General features: G+C 58.5%; 15 protein-coding genes. 6 read left to right on the top strand and 9 right to left on the bottom strand.

The window, feature by feature from the left end:
- Positions 1–287 precede the first annotated feature (287 nt).
- The 7 genes from QD408_RS03415 to QD408_RS03385 form a co-directional block, all read right to left on the bottom strand.
- Positions 288–1,874 carry a TniQ family protein gene (locus QD408_RS03415; RefSeq protein ID WP_414138352.1) on the bottom strand — a complete coding sequence of 529 codons (1,587 nt, stop codon included), beginning with the start codon at positions 1,872–1,874 and terminating at the stop codon, positions 288–290.
- Positions 1,871–3,016, bottom strand: coding sequence for an ATP-binding protein (locus QD408_RS03410; RefSeq protein WP_414138351.1), 1,146 nt, complete (start codon positions 3,014–3,016; stop codon positions 1,871–1,873). Before QD408_RS03410 ends, QD408_RS03415 begins: the two co-directional genes overlap by 4 nt.
- A gap of 10 nt (positions 3,017–3,026) precedes the next feature.
- The gene (locus QD408_RS03405; RefSeq protein WP_414138350.1) at positions 3,027–5,354 is read right to left on the bottom strand and encodes a Mu transposase C-terminal domain-containing protein; all 2,328 of its coding nucleotides are present in this window, start codon (positions 5,352–5,354) and stop codon (positions 3,027–3,029) included.
- Positions 5,355–5,365: 11 nt separating this feature from the next.
- A complete protein-coding gene (locus QD408_RS03400; RefSeq protein WP_414138349.1) occupies positions 5,366–6,223 on the bottom strand; it encodes a hypothetical protein in 858 nt (285 codons plus the stop codon).
- 268 nt (positions 6,224–6,491) lie between these two features.
- Complete coding sequence (locus QD408_RS03395) at positions 6,492–6,947, bottom strand: hypothetical protein (RefSeq protein ID WP_414138348.1); 456 nt, start codon at positions 6,945–6,947, stop codon at positions 6,492–6,494.
- Entirely contained in the window at positions 6,937–7,263 is a 327-nt protein-coding gene (locus QD408_RS03390) for a hypothetical protein (RefSeq protein ID WP_414138347.1), read from the bottom strand. The genes QD408_RS03395 and QD408_RS03390 overlap by 11 nt, the downstream gene beginning before the upstream one ends.
- An 18-nt stretch (positions 7,264–7,281) precedes the next feature.
- Positions 7,282–7,629, bottom strand: a complete 348-nt coding sequence (locus QD408_RS03385; RefSeq protein WP_414138346.1) for a hypothetical protein — start codon at positions 7,627–7,629, stop codon at positions 7,282–7,284.
- A 729-nt stretch (positions 7,630–8,358) separates the two neighbouring features.
- Here QD408_RS03385 and QD408_RS03380 point away from each other — a divergent pair.
- Positions 8,359–9,039, top strand: coding sequence for a hypothetical protein (locus tag QD408_RS03380; protein WP_414138345.1), 681 nt, complete (start codon positions 8,359–8,361; stop codon positions 9,037–9,039).
- Here the strand turns inward: QD408_RS03380 and QD408_RS03375 are convergent.
- Complete coding sequence (locus QD408_RS03375) at positions 8,999–11,167, bottom strand: DNA cytosine methyltransferase (protein WP_414138344.1); 2,169 nt, start codon at positions 11,165–11,167, stop codon at positions 8,999–9,001. The two genes, QD408_RS03380 and QD408_RS03375, sit on opposite strands and share 41 nt — an antisense overlap.
- Positions 11,168–11,463: 296 nt before the next feature.
- Between QD408_RS03375 and QD408_RS03370 the strand changes: the two genes are divergently transcribed.
- Positions 11,464–11,646 (top strand): hypothetical protein, encoded by a 183-nt coding sequence (locus tag QD408_RS03370; RefSeq protein WP_414138343.1) that lies wholly within the window; start codon positions 11,464–11,466, stop codon positions 11,644–11,646.
- A 631-nt stretch (positions 11,647–12,277) separates the two neighbouring features.
- Here the strand turns inward: QD408_RS03370 and QD408_RS03365 are convergent.
- Positions 12,278–12,868 (bottom strand): type II toxin-antitoxin system VapC family toxin, encoded by a 591-nt coding sequence (locus QD408_RS03365; protein ID WP_414138342.1) that lies wholly within the window; start codon positions 12,866–12,868, stop codon positions 12,278–12,280.
- Positions 12,869–12,967: 99 nt separating this feature from the next.
- Between QD408_RS03365 and QD408_RS03360 the strand changes: the two genes are divergently transcribed.
- The 4 genes from QD408_RS03360 to QD408_RS03345 all read left to right on the top strand — a co-directional run bounded on the left by QD408_RS03360 (position 12,968) and on the right by QD408_RS03345 (position 24,398).
- Positions 12,968–13,171: a hypothetical protein gene (locus QD408_RS03360; RefSeq protein WP_183903382.1), complete on the top strand. Its 204-nt coding sequence runs from the start codon at positions 12,968–12,970 to the stop codon at positions 13,169–13,171.
- 345 nt (positions 13,172–13,516) lie between these two features.
- Positions 13,517–14,134 (top strand): hypothetical protein, encoded by a 618-nt coding sequence (locus QD408_RS03355; RefSeq protein WP_414138341.1) that lies wholly within the window; start codon positions 13,517–13,519, stop codon positions 14,132–14,134.
- Positions 14,135–14,143: 9 nt separating this feature from the next.
- The gene (locus QD408_RS03350) at positions 14,144–16,006 is read left to right on the top strand and encodes an AAA family ATPase (RefSeq protein ID WP_414138340.1); all 1,863 of its coding nucleotides are present in this window, start codon (positions 14,144–14,146) and stop codon (positions 16,004–16,006) included.
- A gap of 931 nt (positions 16,007–16,937) precedes the next feature.
- Complete coding sequence (locus QD408_RS03345) at positions 16,938–24,398, top strand: hypothetical protein (protein ID WP_414138339.1); 7,461 nt, start codon at positions 16,938–16,940, stop codon at positions 24,396–24,398.
- Positions 24,399–24,404 lie beyond the last annotated feature (6 nt).

Genomic DNA, 24,404 nt, shown 5'->3' with positions numbered 1-24,404 from the left:
GCCAAAAGAAAAGCCAGGCAAAAATGCCCGGCTCGAATTCTTAGAGGAGGTTCTCTGTGGACAGCACGTCGCGTCGATAGAAGGGCATTTCCCCGGCTGTGAACGATGGCGGCAAGCCAGCGTGGTCAAGTCTCCTCATGGTCGATGAACGAACTCGGTGCTTCCGGCGAGCCGATTCCACGAACAGTTTTTCGCGAATGAAAGTCTCGAGTTCTTCCGGCTCGGTTGCCTATTGAGGCTGCCGTTCTGGTTAGTTTCGGCGATTGAAGGCCTTGATCCGCCCATCCTCAATGAGCGAATACGCTCCGTTCTTCGACAACCGCGTCATCTGCGCCAATTCGTAAACTCCCCACACAGCCGCGATGTTCGCGCACTATCAGAGGCCGCATTTCGTTCGGGTCGAGCCGGAGCGCTGCCAGTCCGATATGAGTTTCGTCCCAGGCAACTTTTGAGAGTTTTCCAGAACGGATCAAATCAACTGCCTCGACGAGCGTGCATCGACAACGCTTGATCGAAGTCCGTAAATCGTGGAGCCCACTCATGTCGGAGCAATTGACTGCAGATCTCAGGCTCTCGATCAGCGAGGTAACGTTCTCCAACGGGTATCGAGGAACGAATCTGCTGCCAGGCCGCGGTCTTACTTCGCCGGATGATTTCAAAAGTCCACCATTGATTAGCAGCCGGCACTGTTTGCGGGTGAGCCCAAGCTTGGCAATGACCTCTTTCTGATTGAGTGTCGTCGCCAGTACCCTCACGATGCGGTCGACGGCTTGAGCTTCAATGAGTCTTCTGCCCCCACCGCTCAAGTCACTAGGGAGCAATCCTGCGTCTAGCAGGAGCTTGCTAAGGCGCTCGAACGGAATGCCGTGGGCTTTTGAGGCCGAGTGGATGGTGTGATATCTGCGGGTACTGATTGGTCCGAAGAACTCATCGCCGGGAGCGAGCGCCAGGTTGTCTATCGCAACGTCTCGAACGATATCTCGGATGGGGTCGAAAGCGGCCTCGGTCGTCGTCTTGTGGGCAAGGGTATAATGAAGTCGGCCGAAGATGGATCGCTTACCGCGAGAACTAGCGCCGCGATGAAATTCATCCACCTGAGCCTCCAGGTATTGCCGGAATGCAGGTTCTCCGCCTTCAAGAAGATCGTATCCTGCACCGCTGCTCGCGGACCATTCCCGGTTGCCGAACCCCGATGAGCGGAACAGGTTTCCGTGCAACAGAGATGCGCCCACGATTTCGCAAAGGCGGATAGCGACGAACAGCGGGAGGGAGTCGAGCCAATCGGCACCGGACTTGACGCCTTTCAACCTCTTCTCGACATACGTCTGAAGGTTGTCCGGTTTTGCGGCTTCGGCCGAAGCAATGTATTCGGGAATCTTGGGGGATTCCGCCGCGAGGTTGGCAGCAAAGTCGTGCTGGAATGGCGATCTCGCGAGTTCGGCACTGGATACCAGGTGCACGCTGTGCCGCCTGCAGGTGCGAATAGCGGACACATGCCAGTGTAGGCGTCCGTATGCTCGAAAACCTCGTCGGCCTCCGCAGAGACTTTCGTCCTCGTTCACGCAGAAAGGACAAAAGCGAAACCGGAGCCGTTGAATTTCATGTCGGCTGAGCTGTTGCCCGGAAAGCTGATAGATGGACTTGTCTCCGACGATGACGCCCGGAGAGAGTAATGACCTCGGCATATCCAGCACTGCGGCGAAGGTCTCCAGATCCGTCTCCCGTCCGGCAACGAGCCCGTGGAACTGCAGTTGGAGGTGGAAGGCGAAGGCGCGGGCGCTCTCATAGCCACATGCCGCCGCAAGGCGCGAAAAATAGCTGGCGACGGTTTCGTCGCCAGCGTGGAAGGGAAGCAATTCGGCAAGCCTGCTCATTGGGGGCGGACTCCATACCTGGTTGCGGTCTTTCCCTTGGATTTCAGCCGTTCGGCCTCCCAAGCGCGATCGTCGTCGCGGAGCAAGGCGGTTACGGGGTCGAGTTCCTCCCAGTTGTCAGCGGTGAAAACGTTCTTGCTTGGCCTGCAGCCGGAGAAGGAGGCGTAGGTCTTCACGAAATCGTCGATCGTGACATGGTCGCGGTCCGCGTAGATTGCCAACTCGACGGCGGCCCTGATCATCTGGACGACGGAGCCGAATTCGGCATCACAGGCGTGCATCAGTCGCCTGAGGAACATTCCCTTGTCCTTGCGTCGGTTCTTGCCCTCTTCCTCGTCAGAATCCTCATAGGCGTCGTCGCCAAGCTTGATCCGGATTTCCATGCGAGCATGCTCCTGCACGATCGTCTCCAGAACACTTCTGGCAAGATCGGTTGTCCCGTCCGCGTCGAGGGTGTCGAAGGGAACAACAGTGCGCCGATTGTAGAGCTGCTTGCGGGCGAGAAAGCTTGCCAGCGGCGACACGCCGGCGAGGATCAATCTCACGGGCCAATCCGGCATCTGCGTCAGCGACTTGAACGCGTCGCCGATGACGGTCGCCTCGCGGACAGAGGCAGTCTCGATAGCGTTCTGAGCCTCGTCGATGAAGACCCACATGACCTTGTGGACCTTCAACAGGCGCCGGAACAGCAGCCACGCCTGGTTCTCCTTGATGCCCCCCGGAGGGGCGTGACCGAGCGCTTCGAGGCAGGCAATAGCTAGAAGACGAGGAGTGCAAGGCGACGGGGCATCGACGATGATGACGGGATGGATCATCACCCCGTCGTCGTCTTTGTAGGACTGCATGGCCGGAATGCTACGGATATGCTTCATCAGCGCAGTGGTCTTTCCGGCACCGGAGCGTCCGGTGACGGCGACGATCCTACGCTTGTCTGGTCTTCCGGTGATAGGGGTGAGAACGCTTGCGACCGAGGCCATGAGAGCGGCTCGCAGGGGCACGTCACGATCTAGGGTGAGGTACTCGTCGTAGAGTTCCGCGATCCGGTCTGCGATGGCGGCTCGGTTGTCGCCGATCAGGCCGCGAACATGGTCGATGGCTGCCTGACTACGCTTTCTATCGAAGTCTTTTTCGAACTGGTCCATGGTGTACTCCCTAGTTGTCGAAGATGTTGGAGGTGATGCGGCGAACGACGGTTGTCTCGTTGTCGACGCGTTCCGGCGGCTCGGCTGCGTACGCTTCGGCCTGAACTTTCGGCATGGTGCCGATTTCCGGGCGCGATCCGGCATTGGCCTCCTCTCGGACGGCCTTCGCGGACTTCTTGGCCTTGGCGTAGATCACCGGCTGGATCGCGAGGGCGGCGAAGAGCTCATTGGACGGATGCCATTCGCCATCAGGGACGAATTCGCCCTCAAACGGCTTTTCGACGACGTCGAAGGTCCGCTCCATGCTCTGCTCGAAGCGTTGGTAGTCCTCCTCGGCAAGGACGGGGCTGAGCAGACCGGACTCGAGGCGAGCCATTTCTGCCTGGTTTTTGAGCCAGAGGAAGGTTGCCTGGAGTGTGCCGCGAGAGACCTTGGCGTTTTCCGTATTGAACAGGCGCAGCTTTTCGGTCGCAGCGAGCCATTGCCAGATGCTGACGCCTTCCAGTTCCTTGTGGACACAAGGGACCTCGATCCAGCCATCCTCTGCCCAGACCGATGCCGAACCAAGGTTGTGGTTGTTGATGCGGGCGACGACCGGCGTCTTTCCTACCTTGCGGCGGATCTTCTGAAGCTGCTTGCTCTGGAAGTACAGTCCGGCAGCCCTGAGACCCTTTTTCGAGATGGTGCGCTTGATGTAGGTGCCGAAGAGGTGGGTGCGGATAGCTCCGGTCGGACCTGGCATCACACCGTAATCCCGGCTGAGTTCGAGCCAGCGGTTCAACGGCGTCGCACCGTTGAGCTCGCTGTGGGGTGCGTTGTGATATCCGTCGACAGCCCAGCGGAGCATGCACTCGGCAACCTGATCCGCGATCATGTCAGCCTCGGCTTCGGAGTCGTAGTCGCCCTTTTCGCTGGACGAACTCCAGGTGCGTCCGTTGAAGTAGTTGAACATCTGATGGCCGAAGGTTCCGAACCAGCGCTCGATGAAACCGCGCCAAGGCGCTTCCCCCGCGGGGGGGAGGAAGAGGTCGCTACCCATGTCGTTGACTGCGATGCGAAATGGGCGGTGGGCGAAATAGGCCGCGCTGTCCACCGCGATGGTTTCCATGGTGCCGCCCTGGACCCACGCCGTAGAGCATCCGAGACGTCTCGCGATGTCGGTCTTTTCCCGTGTCGCCATCTCCAGGACCGCCATCGCCGACTTCATTGAGGGCGGACGCGAACTGACGTAGAGGGCAGCCAGGCTTCGGCTGGCAACGTCGATCCCGGCAGAGATCCAAAGACGGATTCGCTTCACCTTGGCGCGGTCAGCCTTGGACATGGTCTTCCAGACGCCCATCTTTGCAAGAATCGTATGTAGGTCGGTCTCGTGGTCGTCGACTTCCATGCGCTCACCCGCGCGGATGACATCGATGCCGCCGTGTTCCGGCTGCCACTTTCGTTTGGCAGCATCCTTGCCATCGTGAGCAAGGTCCCGCTTCATCTCAGGAAGTTCCGCGTAACGATTGCGCAGAGTGCTTTCGCACGGAATCCGGAGCTGGTCGTCGGCACCCCTGATTTTGTTTTCGGCTTCCATGACGGTGACCATATCGGCATGGATCCTTGCGAGATCGGGATCGGTACGCGAGCAGGCGGCGGCGATCGCAGCGTTGAGGTGAATTAGCTCGTCCCCCGTGAAGTACTCCTGGCGTTCGTCACGGTACTGGTTTCGGAGGAAGACGGGATCGAAGTCGTTCTCCTCCATCTTCTGCATCCAGGTCTTCAATGTGGACGGGGTCGGTTCGACGAGGGTGACGGTCTTCTCCTTTGTCCGGTAAGTCGCCTTCGGCGAGCTCGCCAATTGTTGGGCACGCCACTTCAGAGAAATGAGCGGGATCACCCGCAGAAGGGAGTCGCGAGACTTGCTGACGCGAGGCGGAAGGGGCATGCCATCGATGCGCGCAAGCCTGCACTTCTCCCTGTAGTCAGCCCGCATCTCGTAGAAGGACCGAACGAAGTATTCTCTTTTGAGGACCGTTTCCTGATCGCTCGGGTTCAGACCGCTGAGTTTGTCTACGCCTTTCAGCCGGGCGCGCGCCTTCGTTTCGGCGTAGAAGTCCTTCTCGACCGTCATCGGATTGCCCGGACGGTTGAGTGCCTCGGTGAGTTCCGCCTGGCTGAAGGTCACTGTCGCCTGGGTCTCGTCCATGCGCTGGAGCGCGGCGCCGTTGCGGTCGCAGTACAGGACACAGTAGTCGATGCCGCGATCGCGAACGCGGGCCTTGACGGGAAGGCGGTGAAACACCGGCAGCACGGCGCCGTGCTGGAGCGAGAGGAGGGCGGGAAGGTTGGTTTCCATGCTATTTCCTTTCAGGCTGCGTTGTGGTTGAAGGCGACGAAGGGGGCATCCACGAGCTTGATGTCGGGACGGGCGGGCAGAAGGATTTCGTCGTGGATCAGGCACCAGACCGCGTTCCAAGCGGCCGCGGAGTCGTCGAAGATGCTGGTCAGCATCCTGAGCGACACGGTTCCGTGGAACTTCGACGCGTGGTTCGCCATGCGGGCATTGTCGTTGGCGACCGATCCCTTGAGCGCACGTAGGATGCTCTTTGCGTTCCACCCGCGGTCGTTCGTGATCTCGCGTTCGGTCAGGATGATCGCCTCGTCGGCGAAGCCCGCGAGCGAGCCGGAGTTGATCCGCTCGATCGTGTGACGGAGGTCGTCCTTGTCGAGCTGCCAGGATGGCCGCACACCGACAACGATCCGGTAGCCGTTGCCCGTCATCGTCACCCGGTAGTCGACGGTGTGTTGCTTGTCACCGTCATCGCGGGGGACGATGATGGCTTCGGGCTGATCCTCGATCTTGGCGACATGCTTGGAGGCACAGAGCATGTAGGCGAGGTTCATCTCGTATGTACTGGCGTAGGTGATTGCCGATCGCGTCTTCGGATTGGTAACGGTGCCGCGGGAATGGCCCTTCGTTCTGGCCGGGTACCATCGGCTGGGCGTCGGCTCCTCGGTCGGCATCCATAGCCATGGGATGCTGACGAGGTCGGCATAGTCCTCGTCCTCATCGTGGACGTCGATCGGGAAGGGCCGGATCCGTCCCGAGATGAGCGGATTATCCGGCTTGAGGAAGACGGTCTCGGAAGGAAGCGGGATCTGGGTCCGGTCGTGGCCGGACTCCAGCTCCTTCAAGAAGCGGATAAGTTGTCTGACGCGGGTCATTGAAGGCTCCGTTGAACGCAGGTGTCCGATGCCGGCCGCGCTACGCGGCCGGGCCAGGGCTGTCTGGTGAAGGGTGTGCTAGGGCCGGGGCGGCCCGCGCAGTGTCATGGGGTGAAGATCTTCCGTCGACGACCGTCGGAGAGGCGATGGCCCCGCCTCGCGCGTTCGACTTTCCGGAAAGCGTGCATTTCGGCATCGCTTTCGAAATGCTGGGCAGGCCCCGTTTGGAGTGGTGACGCTGACCGGGCAGCGGTTTCGAGCAGTGGGCTCAGTGTATTTGTGGCTCAATCGCCTGGAGTTCGGCGAGTCTCTGCGACACCTCCGGCTCCCTCAAACCTTCTGCCCACAGCGACCTGCGCATGATGCCGATGGGACCCTTCTCCACCATCAACGGCTCTCGAAGCATGACTTTTGCGATTTCGTCATCTTCACGAAACGAGTGCGCCAGGGTTGAGAACAGGTCGCGGGAGGGGATGGGCAAGCTGATCCCCAGCCGGCGCAGGGCCGGTCCGGCTTCATGTTCGATCAGGCAAATGAGAAGCTCGTGCGCCGTTTCATCGTCGATTCCCAGCAACTGGGTCTGCTGAATGATTACATTCAACGTAGCAGCGAAGGTCGTCGCGAGCATCGGCTGGTCCTGCAGAACATGGCCTGACCAGCGGAGCACGGCAGGATGGAAGTCGGCCAGAGTCGTGAAGTAGGTCGTCATTTGTTCATGGAGCATGTGGCTTCCTCGTTTTGGGTTGGATTGCAGACCGTTTCGGTCGACTGCCGTACTCGGTCGTTGCCGCGCCAGTTGCCGGCGATCGGACAGCGCCGGGCAGGTGGGGTTTGCCGCGCACGACGGTGACAAGGCGCGGGGCCAGCGCCCTCAGGTGACGGCGCTGTTTCTTGGGGAGCGCCTCCCACGCCCCCGTCATCTTGAGAAGGCGGGGAAGATCCAGGGCGATCTCCTCTAGCTCTGCGGGGAGCACTTGGAGCAGACTCTTGTCCATGACATCGGGCTTCCGGGTGCGCATCGAGATGGTTTTGATGGTCATCCTGTTCTGGCTCCCCGATCAGCGGCGACGCCAGAGATTCAGAAAACCATCGTGCTCATGGATGAGAGCGGTTTCGGTTGGCAGGCCGAAGTAGTACTCCTGCGCCGGGACGCTGGACTTGACCACGTTCAGGCGGCCAACCGTGCCAAGGCGCGTGAGGCGGACCGCGTTGCGGAACGTCTGAAAGTCGCACGCACGCAGCCCGCGGCGATGGCACTCCGCTTTCATCGCAAAGTAACGCGACGAAAGGTCCTCGAAGCGCTTTGCACGGATGCACTTGCGTGCAAAGCCGCGCTGGATTTCGATCTCGGCCTTCGTGAAGGCCGTCGGGAGGGCCTGACTGGAGATGTCGGAGGCAGTGCTCATGTGATGTATCCTTCTTAGGTGAAGTGCGGACGTGCGCCGTCGATCCCCGGAGTGGCCGGAGTGCGGCATTTCTGAAACTTCGGAGGGACGCCGCGCGCGGCGCATTTCAGTTCAGGGAGGATCGCGGGCGGATTTGTTCGGCGTCGGCATTGACGAAGCTTTCTTCAAGGCAGGGGTAGGTGTTCCCGGCAGCCAGTGCCAGGGCGAAATCAGAGAGAAATGTGGGCGAGGGTCAGGCTATGACGACGACCACGGCCGAGGCCGACAGGCGTAAGCGTATGGCTTTGTTTGCTGCGTACATCGTGGAACCCCGTCGCGGTCACTAGCTACAATGTCGGTCCTAAATGACGGTCGGAAACTTGTCCGCCGACCTAAGGCTGCATCGTTCGAAATAGTGAAGTTTTTCGGAGTTCGCCCGTTCGGAAGCATGACGCTCCCCCTCACGCGGTGCCTAGGCGCACCTGTGGCGTCAGCGTCAGACCTGACCCTTCATGGATATCGATATCTGTATCATCGGCACCTCCGGCGCCTCATCGGGCGTGAGCAGTAAGGCACATTTCTGGGGCCGCGTCCACAGTAAAATATGAAGTTATATCAGATTGTTACATGTTCTTCTTAGGTTCTCGTGTCAACAATTGCGAGGGCTTCGAGCGACGAATCCTTTCAATGCGGTTTGTCCATTGCGTACGTGCGACGGATCCTTCTCGTATCAAGCTGGAAGGAGAATCCATGGGATATTTCACGCAGATCATGATCGAGGCGAAGGAGCGCTACGGCCATATCCTGAAGGAGAGAAATCTCGTCATGCGCGGAGAGCGCGGAGATGGCGGGCTGACCCTGGTGTTCAGGACGCGGGATCCTAATGGCTGGAGGCTACCAGTCGAACTCTATGCCCCGGGTAAGGCCGAAACCCGCAAGGACCGGGCGGAGTGGGAGGATGTCCAGGTGACCGCCGAAATCCATACCGAGGTGAAGCTGGGGGATGCGGGATGGTTCGGGTACATTCCGAGGCAGTTTGAGCAAGAGCAATTCCTCGAGGGGGACGACATGGCCTCCTTCGTCAATGCGATCGGGGTTTACCTAAAGGAAGTCGTCCTTGTTCCACTGCACGAGAGCGACAAGGAGGTCTCGCAGGAAGTGGCGATGGCCTACGAGGAGTTCAGCGATCTGTGCGGGCCGGATGGTCCCGAGATAGCCTTCTCGACCGATGGGAAAGTGGAGACGCTGACCGTCGAGGATGCCGCCGGACGCGAATTCAGCTTCGCGTGGAGAGAAAGCGGCATAGGCCAGATTCACGTCGATGGGAAGCTGGTCAAGCGGCTGGAGCATCCCGCGGCATGGGAAATCCAGAAGGCAATCGGAAAACATTTCAGGGAGTGGACGGGTCCTCAGCCTCGACAGTCTCTATGACTTGCCCGCCGCTTTGCAGAGATTGCTGATATTCGCGCGCATTGCGCTTTCGGGCGCGACGGTGCCTCTTTGCCCGAGCCCTTAGCTTCGGCAGATCCGGGAACTTTGTGCCGAAGCTGTCCCTCAACTCCTCGACGTCCTCAATCGTCATTGCGTTCAGCATGAACCTCGTCGAGCCCTTCGGTGTCACGCCCTTCACGCTAATCAAGGATTCGCTGAAGGGGACAAGCGGTGGTGCGTCGATCGAATTTGGCATTCGGCCCGAGAGCGCCCGCGCGATGGCCAGGCCCACTGCCTTCGACATCTGCGGCGGGAACGCGTTTCCGATTTGGTGGAACTGACGGTCCGCCTTGCCTTCAAATTTCCACGCCCCCGGGAACCCCTGTAGCACCCGGGCAACATCGACGGTCAGATAGGGAAGGGTTGTTGGGTCTTCGATGCTTCCGAGTGGGGCCGGTCCGTCACCGACGTGCTTCGGGTCGACTGCGAATCCGAGCTCGTTCTCCCATCTCCGCTTCATCTTGCCTTTGTTCTTGTAGAGGCTCGACGTGACCGTCGTGGAGACCTTGCTTCCGTAATTCGCGCACCAATTTTCCGCCCACTGATCATAGACGACATCACCGAGCCCGCGATGTGGAAAGATCACGTCAGCGAGGGCTTCTCCCATGGTGGTGTTAATCCCGTCCTTCGGCAGGGAGAACAGTCCGGGTTCGTCCTTGTGCACGCCGACCAGCACTAACCGCGGACGCGATTGAGCAAGCCCGAAGTCGCGGGCGTTGAGCTTGTGCAGACCGATGCGGTAGTCGAGCGCCTTCAGCCGCCGGAACACGCTGGCGCGATATTTGAGGAACTTCTTGTCCGTGAAGCCTTCGACGTTCTCGAAGAAGAAAGCGCGAGGTCTGACGACCTTCACGTACCGGATCGCCTCATCGAAGAGATTCCTGCTGTCGTTCGCGCCGAGTTGCTTCCCGGCCTGAGAGAACGGTCTGCACTCAACTCCTCCGGCAAGGAGATCGATGCCTTGGAACTGTTGGAGCTCCCTATCCGAAACCTTCTCCAGGCGCTTCCGGGTGACGGGCCAGGTCCAGTTCTTTTTCAGGGTACGAGTGGCATTGAGATCCATGTCGTAGAGCCGGGCGGGCGCGAAGCCCGCACCAAGAAGGCCGAATGCCTGGCCGCCAGCACCTGCGCATATTTCCAAGAACCTCAAAGGCTTGGCGGCTTCGGTATTTTCGTCAGAGGCCGGATCCGGCTCTGGATCACAGGGAAGCAGATATGAGAGCGCATCCTGAAGTTCGGTCCGCCAAAGATATCCATGTTCGAAGGCGAAGCCGCTAAACTTGCCGTACCATGCAAACTTCCCATCGGCGAAGCGTTTCAGGGATTCATGGGCGGCGGCGAGCTTGTGCCGATGCGACCCAGTTCCGAAGCCAGCGACACCCTTTCCTGGCAGTTCGACCTCGCCATACACCAACTTGAATTCACGGAGCACGATCCTCGCGTTGGATCTCAATTTAACGGCTGCGGAAATGCATGCTTCGGACCGGTCGACGACATCCTCGTTCGGATCGCAGGGTGGCTCCCCGACAAAGCGCGCCGTGAATTCGTCAATCTCGGAAAGGAGCGTGGCTACGTTCTCGCCGAGCGCCTGGACGCGTAGGTGCGACTGCTTCGAGGCCGCGGCCGTCATCGCGCGCTGGCGGCCCCGTTCGGCATAGGCGCTCGCTCCGATCCTGTTGCGGATCGTCAGACGACGGAGTTTGGCAACGGTTGCGACATCGACCTCGGTTCCGTCTGCAAGAGCGTCCAGCGCAGCTTGACGGGTATCGGCATCGGTCGCGATCAGCGCCTTCAGCACGTGGAATGGGACGCAGCGCTTGCGCAGGAGTGACTCGCAGGGTCCGAGGGTCTCATCGAAGGCAAAGATCGACGGCAGATCGCTGCGTGAGATGCCGCATTCGACAACCAGGAAACTGCGCAGATCGTCGTCACTCATCGTCGAGCGCATCCGGCCGATGTTGGCGATCATGTCGAACTGGGCTTTGGCAATGGATTTGCGGTTCGCCAGGATTCGCTTCATCAGCGCCCCTGGGTCGTCGCTCGTCATGTTGTCTGCCGTCTCAGCCATCGCCAGCCTCTGATGTCATTGCTGTCTAGCAGGTCGGTCCTTCTGTCCCGGAAATGGATTCGATCGAATTCTAACTATCCTGTTTTATTATCGCCGGTCATACCGATGGCGAGATGTCGTGCGCCTTCCCGATGGTAGACGCTGGAAGGAGGAAGTGTCCGTCGACGGAACCAACGGATTCGCTTGTCGGCCCATCGTGTGGACATTTCTCCGTTGACGTTCCTCTCGATTGCGATCCACCATTAGTTTCTAGTGTCGCCGCCCCGGCAAGCAAGAGTGCGATGAAAGGAATTCGAATGTTCGAAGGTCTCAACTTCAACGAGCTGCAACAACGCGAGGACGAAATTTTCTTCAATGCGATGGAGCGAAAATGGGCTCTCGATGCGGCAGGTGTCCCGCCGGACGAGGACAAAGTACTTTGTTTTTGGAAATGGCAATTGAGGGAGATCGAAGCCGCGAAGGCCACCGCAGCAGCCTGACAGTCTTATGGCAGAGCGGGCCCCCGGACTGTGGCTCACGAAGGATTCAATCTCGTGTATCTTCACACTGTCCGCTACAACGAGACGCTCTGCAATTCACTGTCAGGTGCGGAATTCAATCCGCTAAGGTCGGCCGCATCGTGCGTTTCGACTACGACCCCTCTGGCATCGGAGCCCTCGTTTCGGGCGGATACCTCAGCACGGGCTTGGGGGCGTGGACGCTCCATCGGCGGCACCACCAGTGGCAATGCCGCGAGCCACACGTGCGCATTGCTCCATGATTCTCCTCGCGCTCGTTGCAGGACGCTCTTCAGACAAGCGGCTAAACGGGCTAATATGGTACATGTCCCAAGTGGGTGACATCTCCGCGATGGCGATGTCGGAATCGGAGATTGGCATGCCACATGGTGGAAAGAACGATGAGGGCAAAGGCGGCGTGATCGGTCCGAGCGGGGAAATGTCGGATGACAGCGAAACGGTTGGCAATGCGCTCTTAAAGGTTGGGTTTGAGCCGGCGAAGGTCGGTCGCAAGATCGTAACCCAGGGGAAACGACGGGAAAGTCTGAAGCGGTGGGCCTCCCGGAAACCGGACCAGTAGAGCTGCGACGCTACGGCGAACCGTTTGCCGGTTCTAACGGAGCAATGATAGGTGGTTCGAAAACTTGGGCAAAGCCCTCTCGTGCGGGTCGGGTTCATCCGGGTCGAAATATGGCAGCGGTACCTGGAAGACGGGGTCGACGAACCATCGCGCCTTCATCGGATGATGCAAGCCGGGCAGGGGGAAGAGTTCGTGGATCCTGAGGAAGTCGTCGACATTCGCCGTCAGGACCGGCATCCTGTGGACAATAGCCACTGCGGATATCGCCAGGTCGTGACCGAGCCTGTTGCTCTTCTGGTTCTTCTGCACGGTCCAAAGATGCCGTAGACCGGGGACCGACGTCATTTCAGCGTATTTGGTCGCCACTTCCGCCGTCATCTCCGGGAAAGGAAATCCCATCCTGACGATTTCGTTGGCCCAGTTGGCGATCCGTAGCGCACTTTCTGGATCTTCCCGGACTTTGAGGTGGGCTCCGCGCATCAACTCTGTTATCACAGGATAGCAGAGCGCCAGACGATGGATGCCGATGCGCAGCAGCCACGGGCGAAGCCCGGGCGGCGCCTTCTGTCGGCCCATCAGGCTGACGATGTCCGTATCCATCAAGAGCAGCGGTTCTGCTTGCATGGTAGATTCCTGTGGTCAGATTTGGAGTTCTTCAAAAATTCCGAGGCACTCTCCAATTCGATGTTACAATCCCCGGGCTGAAGTCCGCGAGGGGGCCCGATGACGCAAAGTTCCGACTGGCAGAGACAAGAGGCCGAGGCCCGCATCCGTGAGGTCTTGGATGCTGCAAAGGCACGAGGTACCCAGAGAGTCATCGATGCTGACGGCAGATTCCTGGTGACCTTCGAGCCTGTGAAGAAAACCCTGGAAGAGCTGTTCGCACAGCCCGGCCCGCTGTCTGACGACGACGATCTCAATCTCTGATCAATGTTTTCTGCTGGTATCGGAACGTAACCGGCGACGGGGCGACCAACAAGACGGTAAGTGCACTAATCAATGGCGCTCCGCCTATGCCACTGATCGGCTTCAAGATAAATTTCACGATGTTATCTTGAAACCTGACAACTTCCCTCGTTTGCACCGCTGCTACGCAGAACATCGAGCGCTCAGTGGCACAAATCTTCGCTCCGCCGGCTTGACGAATAAATCTTCGTTCACTAATTGTTCCGTCATGAGCAACATCTTCGCCCCCACCCTTCGAATAGGCTGACGGATTTCCGGGACCGATCCCGGTGCCGCCAGATTACTGTTTGCTTGGAGTGCAGGGTCATGATGACCGAACCCGCTTATGCAGCAGGCGATGACGCTTGCGATTCTCCCAATTACCGCCCGTATTTCCCTTTCCTGACACTTAAGTGTGTCGGACGACCTCTTTACCGAACCCGTGAGGCGCGCAACTACGCCTGCCTTCTTGATCTCGATCCAAGCGTAATCTCCTGGCGGTGCATTACATACGCGCTTGCCGACAACCATGGCCCCGAGCGGTATTACGTCGACTTCATTGTGGAGAAAGATGATGGGCACCTTCTTGTCGAGGTATGGGATCGGGAACCGGGAAGCACTAAGTGGATCAGCACTCTGGCCGAGCAATTCGAGTGCAGGTACCAGGCAGTGCTGATGTCCGAGATCCGCAAGCAACCTCGGCTTCAGAATGCACGGGACCTGCTGCGATACGCCGGTTACGACGCAGCACTTGGTGACAGGATCCGGATCCTGGCAGCCCTCGATGAGCTTGGATCGCTGACACTCGCTGAATGCCTATCGGTCGTGCGCGACGGCCGACCGATGCAGACGGTGGCGGCGATGATCCTGACGGGACACATTGAAGTCGAACTCGATGAAGAACTGCTCGGGCCCGATACCGTGGTCCGGCGCGCCAGCAGATAGGAGCGTTCCATGAGAACTGTACCCCTGTCAGAGCGCGCCTCGACGCTCGAAGTGCAAACCTACGCCTTCGCCGTCCGCAGCGCTCTTCGCCGCGGCCGGGTGTTCCTGCCGGAGAACCGTCTGGTTGGGCTGCGGCTTCCCCCGGGTGCCGACATGGACGCGTACAAGGATGCCGCCGAGGCCGTCCTGAAGTCTGCCAGTCTTGCAAAGTACACGATCACGATGGTCATCGTCACACCCGGCACCGGAGAGGCCGATGCGAGGGATGCTATCCATCTATCCAGATACAAAGCTGCACTAATCGTTCTGATTCAGGATGGCGCGGACATTGCTTCCGAGCTGGTGGTCGCTCTCGACCGGATCGTCGATGTCGCACCTGTGAGTGCGAGGCATCTGGTCGCTGCTGCGAAGTCGATCGCAATGAATATTCCGCTCGAAATCGCACGAAGACTTGCAGCTTTCCCGGCCAGCATGCTGTTCCTCGCACTGCGACCGGGACGCTCGCTTGATACCGTGCTTGAGAAGCTGGAATCGACCCTTCTGGTACAGAAGCAGATCCCCAAGCCACCGTCATGGGAACCTCGCATCGACGACTTGGAAGGGTACGGGAAGGCGAAGGAATGGGCGCTCGATCTCATTGCCGACCTGCGTGACTGGCAGGACGGGAGGATCGCCTGGTCGGATGTGGCCTCGGGAATCCTATTGAGTGGGCCTCCGGGGACCGGAAAAACAATGTTCGCTGAAGCGGTTGCGCGGTCCTGTGGTGCGAATTTCATCCCGGCCTCGAGTGCCGCCTGGCAATCAAAGGGTCATCTCGGCGATATGCTGGCTGCAATGCGCCGCTCGTTCGAGAAGGCGGCAAAAAAGCCGCCGACAGTGCTGCTGATCGACGAGATCGACTCGATCGGCGACCGGGCGAAGTTCAAGGGACACAACACGGATTACAGCATCCAGGTAGTCAATGCACTTCTGGAGCTGCTGGACGGTTCGGGAGGCCGCGAGGGGGTGATCGTGGTCGCCGCGACGAACTACCCTGAACACGTGGATCCAGCCCTGCGCCGGCCCGGTCGTCTCGACAGGCATGCCGTCATCGAACTGCCGGACGAGGACACGCGGGCGAAGATCATTGCGATGTATCTTGGTGATCGTCTGAGCCCGGATGAACTGAAGACACTCGCGGCTGCGACTGCTGGGCGCTCCGGAGCTCAGCTCAGGCAGTTGGTCGGCGACGCAAAACGATTTGCGCGCCGACAGGGCAGGGATGTCCGGCCTGCCGATCTGATCGCAATGATCCCGCCTCTAAGGCACTTAACGGAAAGCGAGCGCCGGATCGCCTGCACTCACGAGGCCGGTCATGCAGTGGTCGGCATCGAACTTGGCGTCGCGTGCGTCGACGGTATCGTCGTTTTGCCACACGTCATGAGAGACGATGGGGTCCAGGGCTATGTCCAATGGCGAAGAGAAGGATCGCTATTCAGGAGCAGGAAATCCTACCGCTACGAACTGGCAATGCTATTGGGCGGCCTCGCGTGCGAAAGGGTCATCCTCGGTGAATCGTCTGATGGCTCTGGCGGTGGGGCTAACTCCGATCTATATCGCGCGACCAACCTCGCAACGATCATGGTGGCCTCGCTTGGGATGGGCGGCGTGATTTCTTGCAGCCATGCGTCGTCGTCGGAGGAACTTGCCGAACTTCGCCGCGTGGATCCGGAATTGCGGCGACGGGTAGAGAGGCTTCTGTCGGAGGAGCTCGACCGAGCCTGCGAAATCATCAGGCGCCGCCGGGATGATGTTGAGCGCCTCGTTCAAATGCTCTGCGAACAAGTGGTTGTCACAGGCGACGAGCTGCAGTCTATGGGACTGGGAGGTTAAATTGGCGCTGCCTTTCCTCCTGCTTTGAAGTCCGTTACTTGCGGCTTCCGCGCTGAGGTGCGCGATCGGATCTGCCAGATCATCAGCCATCGTCGGAGTGATATCGGGCGCTCGTCTGAATCCTTCAAACGTGAGGTCATCACAAGCGGCGAGCTGCGGGAGGCACAAAAGTAGGACGAGGAGGAATAACAAAAGTGAGTCTCCGCGGAATGTACATAACCCAACTATGGCCTTTATGCTCACTACCATGCGCGTCCATGTGGTATTTGTATATCTCAGTAGTGTGAGCGCTGCCACTGGTGTTCGAACAGGCTGAGGGAAACGAGAGAAGCATTCGTGAGCAATAGCGGGCTCGGCGCTGCCGATTGCTTTGATACCTAGCTCAACGTCAAAACATCAATTATGCAGATCTGAATGAGACGCTACTGATTAGTTATCGTGGCGGGCGCCTTACACAAAAAAGTTGCAAACACCCTCTTTCAAGCCACCACTTTATATGATCTAAACTCGCGGCAGTTGAGATTTTTGCTTTTTCAAGCAAGCGAGAATGTAGGGCAGGAAAGTCATTGCTCTTAAGTATTTTTGTGGATCCCAAGATCCTCTTATGTGTGAAATCAAGGTAATGAGGCGCAGTAGGATATTGGCGCGGTGAGCATTGATCAAAAAATATTAATCCTCGCGATCGCCATCTGCAATGGATATATTTCTATATATTCAGGGTATTGGATTATAAGATCGTTTGCTTTTTACTATAAAAACAACTGGGACTTCACAATTAATTTTGGTCCGCCAATATACCGGTCGGAATTTCACGATGAATCCGAGGAGGTTCGGGGGAGGATGAAGCATTTTGTTTTCCTTCCTCTTGTTTTTATTGTTTCAACAATCCTGCTAATTACGGTTACATGCTTATTAATAGAAGGGGTTATATATGGCTGAGTTCAGTCGGGGGATTTTTTCGGGCAAAACAGTCGTCGGCGGCGCATTCCGTCCTCCCGAAAGGTGGGGGTGGGGGCCGTTTCGCGTAACGGTCACGTATGGCGATCCCGGACCAATTTCTGGTGCGACAACTATTCAGGTCGGATTGGGATACCTTGCTGCGGGGTACATGTTTGGGGGCGATAAGAAAGGAGCGGTTATAGTAGGGGTCTCTCCAGATATTAAAAATCGTGGTCCGCAAGAGCTTATTTCTACGAGCGTGTTTGCCGGCTTGTTGTTGGACGCCGATGGAATATCTGCGTATGGAAAGGGCACTGTCGCCGCTCAGACGTCACTCGATGGAGGGAGACTCCGACCAGTTGGTGTGTCGGGAGCGGTTACCGTTCCGTTAATCGACCTGGATAACAACGCGCCGTTCTTCTTCGGATCGGGATTTCCCACCGATAACTGGACTCCGGGACAAACCTACATAAATCGCCAATTCGCATATACAGCTCCTGCGATAAGACAAAAAGAACTGGATGCGTTGCCTGACTATGCAGGTTTTGATACGCCCAAGGAGCAGATGCGTCCCGAGGATTGGAGTGGATTTCGGGCAGCGGCGGCAATCTCGCCCGGCCAAATATCCGCGCTGTCACTTGAAGCGCGGGATGAGCGGGCTGCGTTGGTACTCGCGGCCGATCAAAGGTCTGCGCTGTCACTGGAGGCACGGGATGAGCGGGCCGCGACGATACATTCGGCGCCGGTGGTGCGGGTTTCGGATCCGCCCAATATTCAGCAGCAGCGCCAAGAACAGCAATCGATGAGATCCGGTGGCGGTTCTTCTCGCTCAAATATACAATCGCAACGCAATGAACAGCAATCGGTTCGCACTACGGCTGGAAATTCGGGCAGTGGCTCTGCGCGCTCGAATGTACAAACACAGCGTAATGAACAGCGATCGGTACGATCCTCGGGCAGCAGTTCAAGCCAACCTTCGTCCCGCAGCAATATCCAGGATCAGCGTAACGAACAGCGTGAGGCGCGTTCATCCCGGCGGCCCGTCCTTCTTGATTTGAGCGGCAATGGTTTGAGCGTCGAGACCTTGTCGACCTCGTCTAAATTCCTGGATCTGGACGGCGATGGCTATCAGCATCGCACTGCCTGGGCGGGAATCGGCACCGGTGTCCTGATCATCGACGCCGATGCGGACGGCAGGATCAGCCGTTCTAGTGAATTTGCTTTCACCGAATGGGATTCTTCAGCGACGAGCGACCTTGAAGCACTGAAGCATATCTTCGACACAAACGGCAACGGCAAGCTCGATGCCGGTGATGTTCAATGGTCAAAGTTTCGGGTGGAGGTCGACGGCCAATTGGTGACGCTGGACAGCCTCGGCATCACCTCGATCGACCTGACGCCGAAGGGCAGCGGCCAGACCTATGAGGACGGCTCCGCCATCACCGGCACGACCACCTTCACACGCGCCGACGGCACGACGGGAACGGTTGGCGACGCCAAATTGGCGAATGACGATGCTGCCTATATCGTTAAAACGACCAGCGTCGTAAAGGCCGACAACTCTGTCGAGAAGACGATCCTTGCCTATAATGCCGACGGCAGCCTTGCCTTCCGCAATGTCGTGACAACAAGCGCCGATGGAAAGAACGTCCAGACGCAGTTCGACGACGACGGCAACGGCACGTTCGACCGCTCGCAGACCAATGTGCTCACCGTCGATGCATCGGGCATCCAGACGAAAACCGTCTCCAATTTCAATGCCGACGGATCGCTGAAGGATCGCACCACGACAGTTACCAGCGCCGATCATCTGACGGTGACGACAACGCTCGACCAGGACGGCGACGGCATCATCAACCAGCGCCAGACCTATGTCCAGAACGCCGATGGCTCGACCGCGACGACTACGGAGCAACTCAGTGTCAACGGCACGCTCCTGACGAAGATGATGGTCGCGTCGTCGGCCGACGGCTTGACGAAGACGACCAGCGTCGATCGCGACGGCAACGGGACTTATGACGATATCGTCACCGAGACGACGACGATTGCGGCAGATGGCGGCCGTAACACAACGACGGTGGATCGCAGCTCGAACAATAAAACGCTTTCCACGGTCTACAAATCGATCAGCGCCGACAAACGTACCACGACCATAACGACCGATGCGGACGGCAACGGCCCCGCCGAAACCAAAACCGTTAGCACATCGACGGTCGCGGCATCGGGCGACGTGACGCTTGTCACTTCGGTCTACAACACCAACGCATCTTCTATTCTGCGTTCGAAATCGACGACGGTCACCACCGCCAACGGTTTATCGACGACCGTCAACAGCGACGTGAATGCCGATGGTGTCATCGACTTCACCGATACGGATGTAACGGTGATCGACGCCACCAACCGGACGCAGACAGTCCAGCATCGTACGAAGACCGGTCTCACCGGTACGCTGCTGTCGGAGACGGTTACGAAGACCAGCCTCGACGGCAAGTCGATCACGATCACCGAGGATGCGAACGGTGACACCAAGACCGACAGACTGACCGAGATCTTGGTCGGGTCCGATGGCAAGACGACCAATACGGTCAGCACGCTGAACTCTGACGGCTCGCTGATCAACAAAACCATCACGGTGACCTCCGCAGATGGCCTGTCGAAGACGACGAGCGTCGATGCAAACGGCGATACCGTCAATGATCTGGTGGTGACGGATGTCATTACCACCTGGTCGGATGGCAGCCGCACTGAAACGGTGACATCGAAGAACGCCAACGGCGCGACCGTCGCCAAGACCCTCACCAACACATCGGCCGACAGCCTGACTCAGTACGTGCAGACCGACGTCAACGGCGACGGCGTCTACGAAGACATGACGAAAAGCGTCACCGTCCTTGACGCCACCGGGGCGCGGAAGGTAACGGTGAGGAGCACGAGCGCCGACGGAACGCTCAAGACCCAGATCGTCACCGACGTCAGCGCCGATCGACGGACCACCACCACCGTGACGGATGCGGATGGCGACGGCAGGACCGATACGCGTCGGGTTGAGACGGTCTCGACGAGCGGCAACATCAACATCTGGGAGCGGCAATACGCTGCGGATGCATCGACGATCAGCACGACAATCGCCGACATCAGCGGCAATGGCCTGACCAAGACCGTGTCGGCGGATTTGAACCACGATGGCGTCGGCGACCGTATCACCAGCGACCAGGCGGTGCTGAATGCCGATGGCAGCAAAACGCAGACGATCTCTGTGACGAGCAGCGATGCCACGCGTCTTGACAAGAAGACGATCGTGACCAGCGGCAACGGCATGTCGATCACGACGAGCGGGTACATCAACGCCGACGAGGTGGTCGATACCAAGACAACTGATGTCACGACATTCGACACCTATGGGCTGCAGTTCCAGACCGTGTCGCACTATCGGGGAACGACGCTCACAGATTCGACGAAGGTGACGACCAACCTTAACGGTCTCAACGGATCGACCGATTACGATCTGGACGGCGACGGCACGGTCAACCAGACTTTGTCGTGGAAGAAAACGCCGCTCGATCCGATGGGTTCGGTTACCACCACCGAAACGGTCAAGGCAACCGACACCGCCGCCACGTTGATCTCGCAGAAAATCACCACCGTCAGCGCCGATCAGAAAACCACCACGGTGAAGACCAGAATCGACAGCGATACCGTTGATGACTTCGTGGAAACGATCACCATCGACAACGCTGGAACGCAGAAGGACGAGGTCAAGCAGTACAATGCTGCCGGCGCGCTCCAAAGCCAGGCCGTTGTCACCACTTCGGATGACGGGCTGTCGAAGACCTCGAGTTCTGATCTCGATGGTAACGGGGTTTTCGAACTCGTCACCACCGATGTGACGGTGCTGAATGCCGACGGTAGCCGCACGGAGACGATCTCGAAAAAGGGGCTCGGAGATGTGCTGATCTCCCTTACGACGGCTAAAGTCAGCGCCAGCGGCTTGACCAAAACGACGAGCTGGGCCGATGCCGATGGGGAGACCGTTCGCTCGATGAGCGACGTCACCGTCCTCAAAGCCGATGGCGGCACGACGGAGACGCTGTCCTACTTCAAGGCGGATGGGACGACGCTGGAAAGCAAGACCGTCACCACGGTCGCGGCACATGGCCTTACGACCACCATGACCACCGATGTCGATGGCGATGGCTACGTCGATAAGAAGTCTGTCACGACCGAGCAGGCGAACGGCTCGATCGTGCAGGTCCTCAGCGACTTCGGCGCCAGTGCTGCGCTGAAGGATACCAAGACCGTCACGACCTCTGCCGATGGCCTGACGCAGACCATAGAATACGACACTGACGGCAACGCCACGGTCGACAAGAAAACGACCAGCACCACGGTTCTGAAGGCCAATGGCAGCAAGACGACCACGACGAAGAATATCGTCGGGAGCGTCACCAAGAGCATTACTCTCGTCGATGTATCGGGAGACGGCCTGACCACCACCACCAAATGGGACACTGCCGGCACTGGTGGCGGCACGACCTTCGACAAGAGCCAGACCGACGTCACTGTTCTCAGTGCCAATGGCTCGACGACGCGGACGATCAGCAACCTGACCGGCACGACGCTGACCAGCCGCACGCTCGTCACGACAAGCGCCAACGGCCTGTCGATCATCACCCAGATCGACCCCACAGGTGCAGGCACCTACAGCCAGACGGCGACTGATGTCACGGTCTTGAATGCCAATGGTACGAACACGAGGACGGTGGAAAGCAAGAAAGCCGATGGTTCGCTGATCTCCAGGACCACCACCACAACAAGCGCGAACGGCCTGATCGTTACATCGAGCGAGGAGCGTCCGGGCTTTGCCAACCAGACCGTTACCGACACGACCACGGTGTTGGCGGATGGCGCCGTCCGTGAAACCGTCGAGACGAAAGACAATACCGGGACGCTGATCGGCAAGATCGTCACGCTGACCAGCGCCGACAAGCTGACCGTCACGATTGATCGCGACGGAAACGGCGATGGCATCGTCGATCAGCGTCAGGAGACCGTCACAGCCAATTCCGGCATCCAGACATCAGTGACGACGGACTTCAAGGCCGATGGAACCGTTAAGGACAAGTCGACTACGGTGGTGTCGGCCGACGGCCGCCTTACGACCACAACCTGGGATCTCGATGGCAATGGCACGATCGATCGCCAGCGGGTGGTGAATGTGACCGCGAATGCCGATGGCAGCGGAACGACCATCATCTCAGATAGCGATTTCCCGGCCAATACCCTGGCTGCCAAGACGACGATCCAGACGTCTGCAGACGGTAGGGTGAGGACGACGTCGAAGGATATCAACGGCGATGGCACGGACGATCAGGTCGAAACCGTCACCATCGATTCCACAGGCGGCTCGGTCTCCGTGGTCACCAACAATGCGACGGCGCAAAAGGTTTCCAACCTGACATCGGGCGTCGTCTATTGGAGTCAGGCGATCGCTGCCAAGATCGAGACCACCACCTCGGCCGATGGCCGCACTAAGATCGCCAAATACGACTACGATGGTAACGGCGTCTACGATGCAGTCATGCAGTCGACCATCCAGGTCGACGGCTCCGTCGTGACGACTGTGACCGAAACCAACGCCAGTGGCACGGTGACGGCGAAGGGCACGATCTCGACCAGCGCCGATGGCCTGATCACCAAGCTGTCGAAGGATGTTGGCAACAACGGCACCGTCGATCATACTGAAACGGCAGTGACCCGTGCCGACGGTTCGGTCACTCTGACCAAGGTCGATCTCAACGCTAGCGGCGCGATGACGCAGACGACCATCGTTCAGGTGACCGCGCTCGGTTCGCTTTCCTCCAGCCTCACGACGGATTCGGCCGGTCGCAAGACTGCTGACACTATCGTCGCCGCCGACGGCACCTCGGTGACGAAGACCTATGACGGGGCGAGCGGACAGACGCTGAGTGTCGCCAATGCCAATAAGGATGGCTTGCTGACAACCGTCAGTTACTACGATCCGCTGAGTGCGCAAACGTGGAAAAGTGTCGAGCAACAATATGACACTGCCGGTAGGAAGACGCTGGAAAAGCAGTTCTATGACGACAACACCCGGATCGAGATCAGCTTCGATCCATCGAATGCTGCGGCGTGGTCGCAGATTCAACAAAACTACAATGCGGCCGGACAGTTGACCTACAAGCTGGAAACCGGCGACGACGGAACGAAGACCGCCTACGATATTGCCGGCACTCAGTCATGGTCGACCATCAAGCAAACTTACGACACTGCCAGCAGGCTGGTCGGGGTCGATCAAGCCAATCGTGACGGCACGCGCTATGTCACTAGCTACGATCCCGCGAATGCAGCGGTATGGTCTCGTATCGACTATTCCTACAATGCCAGCAGCCAACTGACGGTAAAAAATACTTATTACGACAACGGCGAGAAGCGCTTCGAGGCGTGGGACCGAGCGAACGCAAACTGGTCATCCCGTCTGGTGATCCAAAATAGCGCCGGGCAGACGACTTATGAAGAAACAACCTTCGATAGCGGCCAAACGGACAAGACGAATTATGACGTTGGTAACGGCAGTAATTGGCGTTACCAAACTAATACATATACAACTGCTACCTCGAATGTCCTCATGCAAACGTTCACGCAAATGGATGAGGCTAAGAAGTGGTCGGTTGAGTATCGCGACTATCTTGGGAATCAGCCCTGGACGAGGCTCATAGTCCGCTATGACAGGTATGGGGTCAGGACCAGCGGAGATACCTACTTCGATGACGGCACCCGCATAGAGTACGAGTACCATTCCGATCGGGGTGGCACGTTGGATTGGTGGAAAAGGTATGATGCACAAGGGCGTGTCGTAGCGAGAGGCACTAGTCCCGTTCTCTTGGATATGAATGGCGACGGTCATGTTGATCTTCGCCCTCTTGACTCACTCGGCTCATCAGTGGGCTTCGACTGGGATGACGATGGCGTGGCGGATCAAACTGCCTGGGTAGGCCCCCAGGACGGCTTCCTGGCGATCGATCTCGGTGCCGATGGGACAGCCGGCCCGGACGGAAAGATCGACCAGGGGCGGGAACTGGCGTTCAGCGTTTGGAGTAACGAGTCGACCTCGGACCTTGACGGCCTGCGCCTCGCCTTTGATACGAACCACGACAACGTTCTTGATGTAAACGACGAACGTTGGAGCGAGTTCAGGGTCTGGCGCGACCTCAACCAGAACGGCGTCAGCGATGCCGGCGAGCTGCAGACAATGACGAGTGCGGGTATCCTGTTGATCAACCTGTTGCCGAGCAACGACGGGGCGCAGGCCTTTGCCGATGGTTCGGCGATCACAGGCACCAGTACCTATCAGTCTGTCGATGGCAGCAACCACTATCTGGTCGGTGATGCCATGCTCGCCGTGCGAGGTAGTCAGACGGTCAATGCCGCATAACAAGAT

The sequence above is a fragment of the Rhizobium sp. BR 249 genome (assembly GCF_047445895.1).
Classification (GTDB): Bacteria; Pseudomonadota; Alphaproteobacteria; order Rhizobiales; family Rhizobiaceae; genus Rhizobium.
Note: the sequence above shows the minus strand (reverse complement) of the source record. Positions and strands in the feature narration are given on the sequence as shown.